16 protein-coding genes are annotated in these 14,826 nt (G+C 59.9%); 14 read left to right on the top strand and 2 right to left on the bottom strand.

Annotated features, from left to right (window positions below):
* The first annotated feature begins 4 nt into the window (after nt 1-4).
* Both ACFO6X_RS12230 and mltA read left to right on the top strand, forming a co-directional pair.
* On the top strand, nt 5-634 hold the full coding sequence (locus tag ACFO6X_RS12230; protein WP_382433418.1) for a response regulator transcription factor: 630 nt from the start codon (nt 5-7) through the stop codon (nt 632-634).
* A 27-nt stretch (nt 635-661) separates the two neighbouring features.
* Entirely contained in the window at nt 662-1,795 is a 1,134-nt protein-coding gene (gene mltA / locus ACFO6X_RS12225) for a murein transglycosylase A (RefSeq protein WP_382433416.1), read from the top strand.
* Here mltA and ACFO6X_RS12220 read toward each other — a convergent pair.
* Nucleotides 1,755-2,531: a glutamine amidotransferase gene (locus ACFO6X_RS12220; protein WP_382433414.1), complete on the bottom strand. Its 777-nt coding sequence runs from the start codon at nt 2,529-2,531 to the stop codon at nt 1,755-1,757. The two genes, mltA and ACFO6X_RS12220, sit on opposite strands and share 41 nt — an antisense overlap.
* Before the next feature lie 69 nt (nt 2,532-2,600).
* The gene (locus ACFO6X_RS12215) at nt 2,601-3,248 is read right to left on the bottom strand and encodes a TetR/AcrR family transcriptional regulator (protein WP_382433412.1); all 648 of its coding nucleotides are present in this window, start codon (nt 3,246-3,248) and stop codon (nt 2,601-2,603) included.
* 265 nt (nt 3,249-3,513) lie between these two features.
* Here ACFO6X_RS12215 and ACFO6X_RS12210 point away from each other — a divergent pair, with 265 nt between their 5' ends.
* From ACFO6X_RS12210 to dmpG, 12 genes are all read left to right on the top strand, one after another.
* A complete protein-coding gene (locus ACFO6X_RS12210) occupies nt 3,514-4,335 on the top strand; it encodes an alpha/beta fold hydrolase (RefSeq protein ID WP_382433410.1) in 822 nt (273 codons plus the stop codon).
* 13 nt (nt 4,336-4,348) lie between these two features.
* Nucleotides 4,349-4,648 carry a hypothetical protein gene (locus ACFO6X_RS12205; protein ID WP_382433408.1) on the top strand — a complete coding sequence of 100 codons (300 nt, stop codon included), beginning with the start codon at nt 4,349-4,351 and terminating at the stop codon, nt 4,646-4,648.
* 14 nt (nt 4,649-4,662) lie between these two features.
* A complete protein-coding gene (locus tag ACFO6X_RS12200; RefSeq protein WP_382433406.1) occupies nt 4,663-5,499 on the top strand; it encodes a DODA-type extradiol aromatic ring-opening family dioxygenase in 837 nt (278 codons plus the stop codon).
* A 10-nt stretch (nt 5,500-5,509) separates the two neighbouring features.
* Nucleotides 5,510-5,857: a non-heme iron oxygenase ferredoxin subunit gene (locus ACFO6X_RS12195; RefSeq protein WP_300077967.1), complete on the top strand. Its 348-nt coding sequence runs from the start codon at nt 5,510-5,512 to the stop codon at nt 5,855-5,857.
* Between the two features lie 12 nt (nt 5,858-5,869).
* On the top strand, nt 5,870-7,258 hold the full coding sequence (locus ACFO6X_RS12190; RefSeq protein WP_382433404.1) for an SRPBCC family protein: 1,389 nt from the start codon (nt 5,870-5,872) through the stop codon (nt 7,256-7,258).
* Complete coding sequence (locus tag ACFO6X_RS12185) at nt 7,255-7,794, top strand: 3-phenylpropionate/cinnamic acid dioxygenase subunit beta (RefSeq protein ID WP_382433402.1); 540 nt, start codon at nt 7,255-7,257, stop codon at nt 7,792-7,794. The genes ACFO6X_RS12190 and ACFO6X_RS12185 overlap by 4 nt, the downstream gene beginning before the upstream one ends.
* Nucleotides 7,795-7,875: 81 nt before the next feature.
* On the top strand, nt 7,876-8,670 hold the full coding sequence (gene hcaB / locus ACFO6X_RS12180) for a 3-(cis-5,6-dihydroxycyclohexa-1,3-dien-1-yl)propanoate dehydrogenase (RefSeq protein WP_382433400.1): 795 nt from the start codon (nt 7,876-7,878) through the stop codon (nt 8,668-8,670).
* 19 nt (nt 8,671-8,689) lie between these two features.
* The gene (locus tag ACFO6X_RS12175) at nt 8,690-9,706 is read left to right on the top strand and encodes an NAD(P)H-dependent flavin oxidoreductase (protein ID WP_382433398.1); all 1,017 of its coding nucleotides are present in this window, start codon (nt 8,690-8,692) and stop codon (nt 9,704-9,706) included.
* Between the two features lie 72 nt (nt 9,707-9,778).
* Entirely contained in the window at nt 9,779-10,918 is a 1,140-nt protein-coding gene (locus tag ACFO6X_RS12170) for an ABC transporter substrate-binding protein (protein ID WP_382433396.1), read from the top strand.
* 22 nt (nt 10,919-10,940) lie between these two features.
* Complete coding sequence (locus tag ACFO6X_RS12165; protein ID WP_382433394.1) at nt 10,941-12,743, top strand: feruloyl-CoA synthase; 1,803 nt, start codon at nt 10,941-10,943, stop codon at nt 12,741-12,743.
* Between the two features lie 66 nt (nt 12,744-12,809).
* Entirely contained in the window at nt 12,810-13,754 is a 945-nt protein-coding gene (locus ACFO6X_RS12160; RefSeq protein ID WP_382433392.1) for an acetaldehyde dehydrogenase (acetylating), read from the top strand.
* A 16-nt stretch (nt 13,755-13,770) separates the two neighbouring features.
* A complete protein-coding gene (dmpG, locus tag ACFO6X_RS12155) occupies nt 13,771-14,826 on the top strand; it encodes a 4-hydroxy-2-oxovalerate aldolase (protein ID WP_382433390.1) in 1,056 nt (351 codons plus the stop codon).

Raw genomic sequence — 14,826 nt, 5'->3', positions numbered from 1 at the left:
GACTATGGAGCCTGTTGCCAATGCCACCGTCTATATCGTGGATGACGATGCCAGCGTACGCGAGGCGCTGGCCTGGTTGCTGCGCTCGCGCCGCCTGCCCAGCGAGACCTTCGCCAGCGCCGAGGCTTTTGAGGCCGCGCTCGCCCAACGCACTGGTGCCCCCCAGCCCTGCTGCTTGTTGCTGGATGTGCGTATGCCGGGCATGAGCGGGCTGGCCTTGTTTGACGTCCTCTTGGCCCGTGGTGCCGTAGCGGCCATGCCAGTGATTTTTCTGACCGGCCATGCCGATGTGCCCACGGCAGTAGATACCGTCAAGCGTGGTGCCTTTGATTTTTGTGAAAAACCCTTCTCTGACAATGCCTTGGTAGACCGCATTGAGCAGGCGCTGGCCCAGTCGGCGCAACACTTGGCACAGTTGCACCAGCGTCAACGCCTGCATTGCCGCTTGGCTGATCTGACCGAGCGTGAGCGGGCAGTGATGCAGTGCGTGGTGGAGGGGCTGCCCAACAAGCTGATTGCCGACCAGTTGGATATCAGCGTGCGCACGGTAGAAGTGCATCGGGCGCGGGTGTTTGACAAAATGCAGGTCAAATCGGCGGTGGAATTAGCCAATTTGCTGCGCAACAGCCATTGAGCAGGCGTTCAAGCACAATCGCCCCCCATGACAATCGCATCCCTGCGCCTTGGCATGGCCGCTGTGGTGGCCGCCGTGCTGACGGCCTGCTCCACCACGCCACCCGAGCCGCCCTACCAGGTGCCCGCCCCTTTGCCAATGGCACCGTCTGCCCTGCCGGGCGTGCCCCCCATTGCCCAACCCGGCAGCCGCTGGGTGCCAGTGCCTTGGCAAGAATTGCCCGGCCTGAACGAGGACGCCCTGCACGAAGCCTGGAATGCCTGGGTGCGCAGTTGTGAACGGCCCCATCCGGCTTTTCAAACCCTGTGCCCACAGGTGCGCCGCCTGAGCATTGGCACTCCACAAGAGCAACGCGCCTTTCTGTTTGAACGCTTGCAGCCTTACCGGGTGGAAGCCAATGGTGGCAATGTGGATGGCCTGCTGACGGGCTATTACGAGCCTGAACTCAATGCCACGCGCTTGCCCAGCGCGGGCTACAGTGTGCCCCTGTACAGCCCCCCGGCCACCTTGGGCACGCGCAAGCCGTGGTATTCGCGCCAGCAAATTGACACCTTGCCCGAAGCACAGGCTGCCTTGCAAGGGCGGGCCATTGCGTGGGTGGCTGATCCGATAGAGGCTTTGGTACTGCATATTCAAGGCTCAGGGCGTTTGCGCATTACCGAGCCCGATGGCCGGGTGCGGCTGGTGCGCTTGGCCTTTGCGGGCACCAATGATCACCCTTACCGCAGTGTGGGCCGCTGGCTCTTAGACCAAGGGCTGATCCGTGATGCCTCTTGGCCCGGTATTCGGGCTTGGATTGGACAAAACCCACAGCGTGTGCAGGAGTTGCTCTGGAGCAACCCCCGCTATGTGTTTTTCAAAGAGGAGCCTTTGCAGGGGTTGGATGTGGAGTTTGGCCCGCGTGGTGCCCAAGGGGTTGCCCTGACGCCGGGGCGCTCCATTGCGGTAGACCGCCAGAGCATCCCTTATGGCACGCCGGTGTGGATGGCCTCCAGTGGCCCTACCGGCCATATCCAGCGGTTGGTGATGGCCCAAGATACTGGCAGTGCCATTGTGGGTGCGGTACGGGCCGACTATTTCACGGGTTGGGGCACGCAGGCGGGCGACATTGCCGGACGGCTCAAACAGAACCTGCGCCTGTGGGTGTTGTGGCCGCGCTAAAAGGCTGGCCGGGGCACGGGGAGTGGGCCGCCAGTTGTTGGCAAAAACGAGTCAACAGAGCCTGGGCTTCTGGGGTGGGGCGCACGCGTTCCCACAGGGCGACCGGGTCCAACCCTTGGGCACTCAATGGGGCAGCCATTTGCCGGATGTAGCCCTGCATGGCAGCGGCATCAAATTCTGGGTGAAACTGCACCCCCCAAGCACAGGCACCAACGCGGAAGGCATGGTGGGGTTCGAAGTCATTGTGGGCCAGCAGCACCGCCGCCTTGGGCAGGCGCACAACGGATTGGCTGTGTACTGTGTGCGCAGCAAAGGAGGGCGGTAAAGCACCAAACAGAGGGTCTAAAGCTGCCTCGGCAGTCGTGGTAATCGAGGTTGTGCCAATTTCTGTCCCCGCAGGGTGAAAGCTCACCTCTCCCCCCAAGGCATGGGCCAGTAGTTGATGGCCGTAACAAATCCCCAGCACAGGCCGCTCCAGCGCCACCACATGGCGCAGCCATGGCACCAATGCCTCGCTCCACGGTGCTTGGTCTGTCACCATCGCATGGGAGCCAGTGATGACCATGCCAGCAAAAGCCAGTGGATCAGGCAGAGAGGGTTGCCGCTGGGCATCCCAAGTGACCACGGGCCGGGGGATGTTGGCAGTGGTACGGCATATCCAATCCTCAAAATCGCCCATCTGCGGAACCAACTCCGCAAAAGTGCTGCCTGTCTTGACGATCAGCAAGGGTTTCATGGTGTGCATTGCTTGGGCCTGTAAAGAGGCCCAGAGGCAAGCAAGTTGCAGGCCAGCGTGGCGAGCCGGTTAAGCCTGGGGCGAGCTTGAGGCGTCGGTCTCGGAGCAAGGGCAGCAACGTGCCAGCACCGTGTGTTCGACAAAGGCCCGGCGGGCTTGGCGTTCGTCTTCTGTTCCTTGGGTGCGCAGCAGCGACTCGCTCAACATGTAGCTGTACAGCATGAAGGCCCGCAACTGGGCTTCAGACCGGGGCAGACTCATGGCTTCAAAACAGCGGGTGATGTACGACAGACGCTGTGCATCCACGGCCTCTAGTGCTTGGCGGGCCAGATCGTCGCGCCGCGCCCATCCGCGAATAGCCAGTTCAATCGATGCGGAGTCTTGGGCCGACTGGCCTCGAAAGGGCAGCGACAGCAGCTCTTTGATCAGGGTTTCGGGGGTGGCACCGCTTTTTTCAAAGCGATGGATGATTTGTTCGGTAGCCGCATCGCGCCAGCTCTTGAGCACGCGCTCCAGGAGGTCATTGCGGTCTTTGAAATGCCAGTAAAAGCTGCCACGGGTCACGTTCAGCACTTTGGCCAGCACATCCACGCGCACGGCATCAATGCTTTTGTCGCGCAACACATGGGTGGCCGCTGCAATCCAGTCGGCAGGGGTGAGCTGGCTTTTGGCCGGCGGGGCGGGCACCTCGGGGGGTTCGGTAGAAATGGCGCGCATGGGGTCTGTGGAACAAGGAGCGGAGCGGGGCGCCATTCTAGGGATGCCTCCGACCTTTAGGGGTATTACACACAGCCCGAACGATCCAAACAGTAGTGTACGGCTTTGCTCAACCATACGGATAATTTATTTATAAGTTATTGATTTATAAAGTGTTTGTTATTTATTTGCTTGGGAATAAGGGAAAACCCTAGAGGACGCGATATTGAGATAAATCAAAATCACGCTCCATACACATACACATCTGTATGGAGGAAAACACCCCATGAGCCAGCATCCCGGCATTGGCAAGACACTCGTTGCCGCTGACCACCAGACCAACTACCTTGAGGCAGGCGCGGGCAATCCGTTGTTTCTGTTGCACGGCTCCGGCCCCGGCGTGTCGGCTTGGACCAACTGGAGCAAGGTCATGCCCGACTTGGCAGACCAGTTCCGCGTGATTGCGCCTGACATTGCTGGCTTTGGCTTTACCGAGTTCAAGTCCGGTAGCAAGTACGACATGAAACTGTGGGTGCGTCACCTGCTGGGCATTCTGGATGCGCTGGGCATCGACAAGGCTTCGTTTGTGGGCAACTCGTTTGGTGGTGCGCTGGCGATTGGTTTGGCTACCTTTGCCCCCGACCGCGTCGAAAAACTGGTGCTGCTGGGTACACCTGCGGGCGAGTTTGAGCAAACCCCCGGCCTGCGCTCGGCCACCGAATATGAGCCGTCGATGGAGAACATGGAGCGCACCATGCGCCTGTTCCCGTTTGACCAATCCATCATCACCGAAGAGATGGTTCGCACCCGCTACGAGGCCAGCGCCCGCCCCGGTGCCCAAGAGGCTTTGAGCCAGCTGATCCCTAAGCCCAACCCCGACGGCCCCACCATCCTCAAGGGCTTCCCCGAAGCCGTGCTGGCCAAGGTGCAAGCGCCCACGCTGGTGCTGCATGGCCGCGAAGACAAGGTGGTGCCAGTGCAATGCGGTTGGTTGCTGGCCCATGCCATCCCCAAGGCTGAGTTCCATCTGTTTGGCCAGTGCGGCCACTGGGTGCAAACCGAGCACCGCGCCCGCTTTTTGCAACTGGTGCGCGATTTCTGCGCGTAAGAGGAGCCGCCCCATGAGCCGTAACGTGGTGGAAAAGCTGCTGTACCAACTGTGTATTGACCGCAGCATCAAGCAACGCTTCAAGGAAGAGGGCGACAAGCTGCTCGACCGCTATGCCCTGACCGAGCAAGAGCGCCATTGGGTGCAAACCTTTGATGTGGCGGCCCTGCAAAAGCACGGCGTACATCCGATGCTGACGATGGGCTTTTGGCAAGAAAACGCCCCCAATCGCTCGCCAGTGGCCTACATGCAGGCACTGCGCCCCGAATCCAGCGCAACAGAGCCGGTGTTCTCTGCTGCCCTCAAACAATAAACCAAGGACTGGCTGTGGGAAAAATTGTTGGCGGCTTTTTGGTGCCGCACGATCCGGTGATGTTCATTGCACCCAACGCGCCGCAAGAAGCGGTGGCGCAGCGCATGTGGGGGGCTTTTGCCATCTGTGCCGAGCGTTTGGCGGGCCTGAACGCCACCAGCGTGGTGGTGATTGGTGCAGACCACTACATGCTGTTTGGCACAGGTTGCCTGCCGCAGTACCTGATTGGTACGGGCGATGTGGATGGCCCGATTGACCCCCTGCCTGGCTTGCGCCGGGGCGTGATTCCTGACACCCAAAAGCTGGCAGGCTTTATTGCCGAGCATGGTCATGCCAACGGCTTTGACTGGGCGGTGGGTCGCGCCTTTACGGTAGACCATGCGGTGGCGATTCCGAACCAGCTCATCATTGAGCCGGTGCGCGCCAAGGGCCAGAAAATCGGCACGATTCCGGTGTATTTGGCCTCGGGGGTCGATCCCTTTATCAAGATGCAGCGGGCCATTCAGGTGGGCGGTGCCATCAAGGCCGCCATTGAAGCCAGCCCCGACGATGAGCGCGTGGTGGTGATTGGCAGCGGTGGTATCAGCCACTGGGTGGGTGTGCCCGAAATGGGCAAGGTCAACGAAGCCTTTGACCGCGAAATCATGGACTACGCCGTGCGTGGTGATCTGGCCGGTATCGGTGCCCTGAGCGACGACTACATCCTCGCCAACGGTGGCAACGGTGGCATGGAAATCCGCCAATGGGCCTGTGCGATGGGTGCCATGCCCGGTGCCAAGGGCGAAATCATTGATTACGCCGCCGTGCCCGAATGGGTGACGGGCTTGGGCTTTGTGCAGTTGCACGCCTGAAAGAGTGTCCATGAGCGAACAACCGATTTATTTGTTCAAGAAGGGCGAGCTGCCCGCCGGTCAGGTGCGCAAGCAGGTGGTAGGCGCTTGTGAGTTGGCGGTTTACAACGTCGATGGCACTTTTTATGCCACCCAAGACGGTTGCACCCACGCCACTGCCTCGCTGGCGGAGGGCGAGATCGTCGATGGCGATCTGATTGCCTGCCCCGTGCATGACGGGACTTTCCATATTCCCAGCGGCCAGCCTATGGGCTGGCCCTGCGAAGTGGCGTTGCGCACTTACAAGGTGACAACGCAAGGTGACGATGTACTGGTCGATTTGAGCCAGGAAGCCGACGAAGCGGCTGGCGGCATTTAAGGAGCAAACAACGTGAGTCAACACAACACATCCCTGCCCGAGCGGCTCAAGCGTCGGCCCGTGGCCGAGGCCATTGCCCGTCTGGATCGCATGATGGATCTGGACAAGGGTCGCATGTCGCGCGACATCTTTTGGGATCGCGACATCTACGAGCAGGAACTGGAAAAAATCTTTGCCCGCTGCTGGCTGTTTGTCGGCCATGAATCGCAAATCCCCAAGTCGGGCGATTTTGTCTCGACCTATATGGGTGAAGACAACGTCATCATCGTGCGCCAAAAGGACAACAGCATCCGTGGCTTCTTGAACACCTGCCCCCACCGTGGCAACAAGGTCACGTTTGCCGACTTGGGCAACGCGCGCCAATTTGTTTGCAACTACCACGGCTGGGCCTTTGGTATTGACGGTGCGCTCAAGGGCATGCACGCCTCCGAGGCTTATGAAGCCACCGGGATGGACAAAAACGAGCACAGCCTGCACCCCGTGGCACAGATTGACAGCTACAAGGGCCTGATATTTGCCACGCTCGACCCCAACGCCCCCTCGCTGGCTGAATACTTGGGCGATTTCCGCTACTACCTCGATGCCATCTTTGACATGGACGAAGGCGGCACCGAGTTTGTGGGTGGTTGCGTCAAGTCCGTCATCCAGTGCAACTGGAAATACGCCTCGGAAAACTTTGTCGGCGACATCCTGCACGCCGGCTGGACGCACGACTCTGGCGCCAAAGCGATGGTGGGCGGCTCGGTGGCCGAAGTGCACAAGTTCCCCGAGCAGTCTTACCAAGTGAACTTCAACGGCCACGGCTGGGAGTTCAACCAAGACATCGTGGGCAACTGCGCCACGCTGGGCGACAAGGAGTTGATGAAGTACCTGTATGTGCTGCAACCCAAGGTGCAAGAGCGTTTGGGTGAAGTGCGCTCCAAGATGATTGGTGCTATCTCGTCGTGTACGCTGTTTCCCAACACCTCGTTTTTGCCCGGCCAGAACACTTTCCGCACTTGGCATCCACGCGGCCCCGGCCAAATCGAGCTGCACACATGGACGTTTGTCAACAAGAACGCTCCACAAGAGATCAAGGACAAGTGGCGCAAGGGCACCATGATGACCTTCAGCCCCTCGGGCGTGTTCGAGATGGACGACGGCGAGAACTGGGAATACAGCACCAAGACCAATGCCGGTTTTGTCACGCGCCAGCAAGACCTGTATTTGGGCTTGGGCCAAAACACCCGCATCACCGACACCGACCTGCCGTGCAATGTCTACCGTGGTCAGATCAATGAGGCCAACCAGCGCGCGTTCTACCAGCGATGGCTCGATCTGATGAAGGCGCAGGAATGGCAAGACGTGCCCCAGCGTGACGTTCCCACCCTGCCCACTACCAGCACCAAGGAGGCCGCATGAACGCCGTCGCCACACCCCAAGCCGAAATGTCTGTGGACGCTGAAACCCAGCGCCGCATTGAGCAATTCCTGTACCGCGAAGCCCGCCTGTTGGACAACGAGCGTTGGGACGATTGGCTGGCCCTGCTGGCCCCAGACATCCACTACTGGATGCCGACGATGGAAAACCGCCGCCGCTATGACAAAAAGGGGGCTTATCAAATCGATGGTGGGGCGCTCTACAACGACAGCCTGCTGGATTTGACACGCCGCATCACCCGCTTCAAGCAGCCCAGCGCCTGGGCTGAAGACCCGGCCACACGCCACGCCCATGTGGTCAGTGGCATTGAGGTCTACCAAGGCGAGCAGCCCGGTGAGTTCATCGTGCATTCGAGCTTTGTCAACTACCGCAGCCGGGTCGAAAAAGACAACGACTTGCTGGTGGGCCGCCGTGAGGATGTGATCCGCGCTGTGGGAGACAGCTTCCAGATTGCCAAGCGCAAGATCTTGATCACCCAATCGGTGTTCATGTCGAAAAACCTCAACACCTTCCTGTAAGGCCGGGGCGCCACGGCGCCTTGTCCTCATGCCCCGGCTTGCAGCCGGGGTTGTTTTTCTGCATACGAACAAGGAAGTGCTATGGGTTGGCTAGATGGGTATGTGGCCTTGGTCACAGGCGGAGCTTCGGGCATAGGCCGGGCTGTGGTGAAGCGTTTTATTGCCGAAGGCTGCACCGGTGTGGGTGTGATGGTGCGTAGCGCCGAGCAAGTCGATGGCTTGGTGGCCGAGTTTGGTGACAAGGTGGTGGTCTCTGTGGGCGACGTGCGCTCGCCCGCCGACAACGTGGCGGCTGTAGAAGCGACCGTGGCCCGCTTTGGCAAGCTTGATACTTTGGTTGGCAATGCGGGCGTGTGGGACTTCTTTGCCCGGCTGGAAAAGATGAGCACCGAGCAGGTGGCTGAGAGCTTTGACGAAATTTTTGGCGTCAATGTGAAAGGCTATGTGCTGGCCGCCAGTGCCGCTGCACCACACCTGCGTGCCAGTGGCGGCAGCATGATTTTTACCCTGTCCAACTCAGCCTTTTATGCCGGTGGCGGTGGCCCGCTCTATGTGGCCTCCAAGCACGCCGGGGTGGGTTTGATCAAGCAGTTGGCCTATGAGTTTGCCCCCGATGTGCGCGTCAATGGCGTCGCTCCCGGTGGCACCGTGACGCCGCTGCGCGGCCCCGCCAGTTTGGGCAAACAAGAAAAGCGCCTGTCCGAAATTCCGGGCTTTGAAGACAGCGTGGCCAACGCCATGCCGCTCAAGTTCATTGCCCAGCCCGAAGACCACACCGGCCACTATGTGCTGCTGGCGTCCAAGGCCAACAGCCGCGCCACCACGGCAGCAATTATCCAGAGCGATGGTGGCTGGGAAATCCGGCCCATGCGCTGAAACAAGAGACGAGACCCCCATGACGATTTCTCGCCATTTCACGCCAGCCCAGCAATCTTTCATGGATTTGCTGGCCGCCAGTACCTTGCCGCTGATGGCAGCCCCCATGTTTTTGGTCAGTGGGCCAGAGTTGGTGGTGGCCTGTGCCCGTGCCGGCATCATTGGCTCTTACCCTGCCGCCAACGCTCGCAATATCGAGGTGTTGGAGCAGTGGATGGCCCAGACCCGCGAGGGGGTGCAGCAGGGCAATGCGGCGGCGGCCTGGGCGCTGAACATGATTGTCCACAGCAGCTACGACCGATTTGCTGCCGAGCTGGCACTGGTTGCCAAGTACCAGCCCAAGGTGGTGTCTACCGCATTGGGCAGCCCCAAGCGTGTATTAGAGACGGTGCATGGCTATGGCGGCATCGTCATGGCCGATGTGATCAACCCCACGCTGGCCCGCAAGGCCGCCGACGCTGGCGCCGATGTGCTGGTGCTGGTGACCCACGGTGCGGGCGGCCATACGGGCACTTACCACCCCTTTGCACTTCTGGCCGAAGTGCGCCGCTTCTGGCAGGGGCCGGTGGGTCTGGCTGGGGCCATTACTACGGGGTTGGATATTCGCGCTGCCCAATTGTTGGGGGCCGACTTTGTGTTGGCGGGCACCCGTTTCATTGCCACCGAAGAGAGTCTGGCAGAACCAGCCTACCGTGATTTGCTGGTGCGCAGCTATTTGGAAGACTTGGTGCAGACCAAGGCGGTGTCGGGGGTGTTGGCCAATTGGCTCAAGCCCACGCTGGAGCAGGCCGGCTTTACGCCAGAGCAGCTCAAGGAAGAGAAAAAGATCGATTTTTCTGGCGACATCGTCGCGGCCCCCAAAGCTTGGAAATCGGTGTGGTCGGCCGGTCATGGAGTGGGTGGTATTGACCGCGTGGCCCAAGTGGCAGAGGTGGTGGCCGAGCTGCAGGCCGGATATGCCGAGACCTTGGTGCGTGAGCAGCAGGATCTGGCCGCTTTGCTGCCACGTTATGCCGCCAAGGCCCACAGCCACTGATCTGTACGACGACTGAGTTGGGGCCACTTCGGCCAGCTTTTTCTTTCACGATTTTTAACAGGAGACAAATCCATGCAACGTCGTCACGCACTGACTGCCCTGGCTATCGCCACCAGTCTGGTATTGCCCGCTATGGCCCAGGCACAAACCATCAATGTGGGGGTGTCGCTGAGCACCACTGGCCCCGCCGCCTCGTTGGGCATTGCCGAAAAGAACAGCATTGAGCTGTTGCCCAAAACCTTGGGGGGGTTGCCGGTGAACTATATCGTCTTGGACGATGCCTCCGACCCCAGCCAAGCCGCCAAGAATGCACGCCGCTTTATCGACTCGGACAAGGTAGACGCCATCATTGGCTCCACCACCGTGCCCACCTCGTTGGCGATTGCCGAAGCCGCTACCGCCAGCAAAACGCCCCAATTGGCCTTGGCACCGTTTCAGCCCAAGCAGATTGAATGGGTGTTTCCGCTGCCCCAGTCCATCAGCGTGATGTCTTCGGCTCTGTTTGAGCACATGAAGGCCCACAACGTCCAGAACATTGCCTTTATGGGCTTTAGCGATGCCTATGGTGAAGGCTGGTTGCAAGATGTGCAAAAGGGTGCGGCCCAGCACGGTATCAAAGTGACGGCGGTAGAGCGTTATGCCCGCAGCGACCAAAGCGTCACGGCCCAAACGCTCAAGCTGATGCAAAGCAACCCGCAAGCCGTGTTCATTGCCGCCAGTGGCACACCGGCTGCCTTGCCCATGCGTGCTCTGCGTGACCGGGGTTACAAGGGCCAGTTCTACCAAACCCACGGCGTCGCCAACAACGACTTTTTGCGCGTCTCGGGCACCGCCGATGAAGGCGTGGTGCTGCCCACGGGCAATGTGCTGGTCAGCGAGCAACTGCCCGACAGCCACCCCAGCAAAAAGCCCGGTTTGGATTACCTGAAAGCCTATGAAGGCAAGCACGGTGCCGGCTCGCGCAGCCCCTTTGGTGCTTATGCCCACGATGCCTATTTGGTGCTGGACAAAGCCGTGACCACCGTGGCCAAGCAAGCGAAACCCGGCACACCCGAGTTCCGCGCTGCGCTGCGCGATGCTGTGGAAAAAACCAACAAGCTGCCCGTGACCCACGGCGTGATCACCATGAGCCCGACCGACCACTCCGGCTTTGGTACCGATGGCCGCGTGCTGGTGACGATTGAAAAGAACGCCTGGAAGCTCTTGAAGTAATACCGCGCAGGAACCGCACACCATGAGTAGTTCGTTTTTTACCAACCCCGCCATGCTGGCTACGCCAGCGGTGCTCAAGCAAGACCTGCCCGAGGGTGGTTTTATCCTGACATCGCCAGAACCGTTGGGCGATGTGACCCGCTGCATTGGCGATTGGCTGGAGCATTGGGCGCGTACCACGCCCAATGCCTTGTTCTTGGCAGAGCGTGGCCCTGATGGCGAGTGGGTCAAGCTGACCTATGCCCAGACCCGTGACAAGATCGGAGCCATTGCCCAGAGCCTGCTGGATTTGGGGCTGGCAGAAAATGCACCCGTGGTGTGCCTGTCGGACAACAGCTTGGATCAGGCACTGCTGATGTTTGCCACCATGCACATTGGCCGCCCGTTCACGGCCATTACCAGTGCTTATTCACGCCTCGCCAAAGAGTACAGCAAGATCTCTGGCATCCTGCACGAGTTGCAGCCGGGGCTGATTTACGCCTCGGATGGGGCGGTGTATGGCCCTGCCATCCGTGCCGCAGGTCTGGATTGCCCGGTGGTGCTTAGCCACAATGCCTACAGTGTGTCGGTGGGGCGCTCGTTTGCCGAGTTAACCCGCGCCAAAGAAACACCGGCTGTGATGGACGCGTTTGCCCGCATCACGCCCGAGACCCACGCCAAATACCTGCTCACTTCAGGCTCCACCGGCAAACCCAAAATTGCCGTGAACACGCACCGTATGTTGTGCGCCAACCAAGAACAAATCCGCCAGACCTGGACTTTTTTGCGCGAAGAAAAGCCAGTCATCGTTTCGTGGTTGCCTTGGAGCCACACCTTTGGCACCAACCACAACCTGAACATGGCGCTGTGCAACGGCGGCAGCTTCTACATTGACGAAGGCCGCCCAGTGCCGGGTTTGATGGAAAAATCAGTGCGCAACCTGCGCGAAGTACAGCCCAACTTGTACTTCAATGTGCCCAAGGGCTTTGATGCCTTGATTGCCTTTTTGGAAGAAGACGAGAGCTTTGCCCGCGACTTCTTTGGCCGTTTGCGTGGTGTGTTCTATGCGGCGGCAGCCCTGCCCCAAGCCACTTGGGACAGGCTAGAGCGCAGCGCCAAGAGCGTGCTGGGCGAGTCTGTCTGGTTTACCGCCGCTTGGGGCGCCACCGAAACCTCGCCCCTGATCACCAATGTGCATTGGAAGCTCGACGGCCCCGGCTGCATTGGCCTGCCCGTGCCCGGTACTAGCCTGAAATTCTTGCCCAACAACGGCAAATTGGAAATGCGCGTCAAGGGGCCACAGGTGTTTGATGAATACCTGCGCAACCCTGAACAGACGGCCAAAGCCTTTGACGAAGAAGGCTACTACATCATTGGTGATGCGGGCCTGTTGGTAGACCCCGAGCATCCCGAAAAAGGCGTGTTGTTCAATGGCCGTGTGGCCGAAGACTTCAAGTTGACCACGGGCACTTGGGTGTCGGTGGGCACCTTGCGCGTCAAGGCCGTGACAGCACTGGCCCCGTGGGCACAGGATGTGGTGGTCACGGGCCACGATGCCGATGAAGTGGGGCTGTTGGTGTTTCCCAGCGCCGCCGCCAAGGGGCTGTCGGCGCAAGAGTTGGCTGCCCACATCCAAACGGGCTTGCGCAAGCTCAAGGCCGAAGGCGGTGGCTCTTCGCAAAGTGCCCAGCGGGCGCTGGTGCTGGACGAGCCTCCCAGCATGGACGAAGGCGAAATCACCGACAAGGGCTACATCAACCAGCGTGCCGTGCTCAAGCGTCGCGCCGAGCAGGTGCAACTGTTGCACAGCAAGCCACGCCCCGAAGCTGTGATTGTTTGCGGCTGACCCTATAGCAACCCCTGCGCGCTGGTGGCTGCTATGGGCCGCAGCGCGCAATTTTTTGAAATCTCTATGACCAAGAAACTCAAGGCAGCCATTATTGGCAGCGGCAACATTGGCACAGACTTGATGATCAAGATTCTGCGCCACGGCAAGCACATCGAGATGGGGGCCATGGTGGGTATTGATCCTGCCTCGGATGGTTTGGCCCGTGCGGCCCGCATGGGCGTAGCAACTACCCACGAGGGGGTTGAGGGTTTGACGCGCCTTGACGTATTCAAGGACATTGACTTTGTCTTTGACGCCACCAGTGCCGGTGCCCATGTGCAAAACGATGCGTTTCTGCGCACCCTCAAGCCAGGCATCCGCATGATTGACCTGACACCAGCGGCCATTGGCCCCTACTGTATCCCCGTGGTCAATGGCGAGACCCACCTGGATGCACTCAACGTCAATATGGTGACTTGTGGTGGTCAGGCCACTATCCCGATGGTCGCTGCGGTGTCGCGTGTGGCCAAAGTCCACTATGGCGAGATAGTCGCCTCCATCTCTAGCAAGAGTGCTGGCCCTGGCACCCGTGCCAACATTGATGAGTTCACTGAAACCACCTCCAAAGCCATTGAAGTGGTGGGAGGCGCTGCCAAGGGCAAGGCCATCATTGTGCTCAATCCGGCCGAGCCGCCGCTGATCATGCGTGACACCGTCTACACCTTGAGCGAGTTTGTCGATGAAGACAAGATCGCCGCCTCGGTCGAACAGATGGCCGCTGATGTGCAGTCTTATGTGCCCGGTTACCGCCTCAAGCAAAAAGTGCAATTTGACCGTATCGAGGCTTCTCACCCCATCAACATCCCCGGTGTGGGGGCGCGCATGAGCGGCCTGAAAACCTCGGTGTTCTTGGAGGTGGAGGGCGCTGCCCACTACCTGCCCGCCTACGCAGGCAACCTTGACATCATGACCAGCGCCGGTTTGCGCACCGCCGAGAAGATGGCCGAGCGCATGTTGGCCGCAGCCTGAACCAGGAGAGCATCTTATGAACAAGAAAATCTACATCTCTGACGTCACGCTGCGCGATGGCAGCCACGCTATCCGCCACCAATACAGCGTCGCGCAGGCCAAGCAGATTGCCAAGGCGCTGGACGAAGCCAAAGTCGATTCGATTGAAGTGGCCCACGGTGATGGCTTGCAAGGTGGCAGTTTCAACTATGGCTTTGGCGCACACACCGACATCGAGTGGATTGAGGCCGTGGCCAGCGTGGTGCAACACGCCAAAATTGCCACCCTGCTGCTGCCAGGCATTGGCACCGTGCACGACCTCAAGGCCGCCTACGATGCTGGGGCACGCATTGTGCGCGTTGCCACCCACTGCACCGAAGCCGACATCTCGCGCCAACACATCGAATACGCCCGCCATTTGGGCATGGAAGCCGTGGGCTTTTTGATGATGAGCCACATGCAAACCCCCCAAGGGTTGGCCCAACAGGCCAAGCTGATGGAGAGCTACGGTGCCACCTGCTGCTATGTGGTGGACTCGGGCGGTGCGCTGAACATGAATGACGTGCGCGACCGCTTCCGTGCCTTCAAAGACACTTTGCAGCCCGAAACGCAAACGGGCATTCATGCCCACCACAACCTGAGTTTGGGCGTAGCCAACAGCATCGTGGCGGTCGAAGAAGGCTGCGACCGCGTGGATGCCAGCTTGGCAGGCATGGGTGCCGGTGCAGGCAATGCACCGCTGGAAGTGTTCATTGCTGCGGCGGCACGTTTGGGCTGGAATCACGGCACCGATCTGTATAAGTTGATGGATGCTGCTGACGACATCGTGCGTCCCTTGCAAGATCGACCAGTGCGGGTGGATCGCGAGACATTGGCGCTGGGCTATGCCGGGGTGTACAGCAGTTTCTTGCGCCACAGCGAGGCAGCGGCCAAGAAGTACGGCCTCAAGACAGTCGACATTTTGGTCGAGCTGGGCCAACGGCGTATGGTTGGCGGTCAGGAAGACATGATCGTGGACGTGGCACTCGATTTGCTCAAAGCCCAAGAGCACGACCGCATCCATGCCATTCCCACCATGAGCGAAGCGGGCTGA

Source organism: Giesbergeria sinuosa (genome assembly GCF_042652905.1).
Lineage (GTDB): Bacteria > Pseudomonadota > Gammaproteobacteria > Burkholderiales > Burkholderiaceae_C > Simplicispira > Simplicispira sinuosa.
Note: the sequence above shows the minus strand (reverse complement) of the source record. Positions and strands in the feature narration are given on the sequence as shown.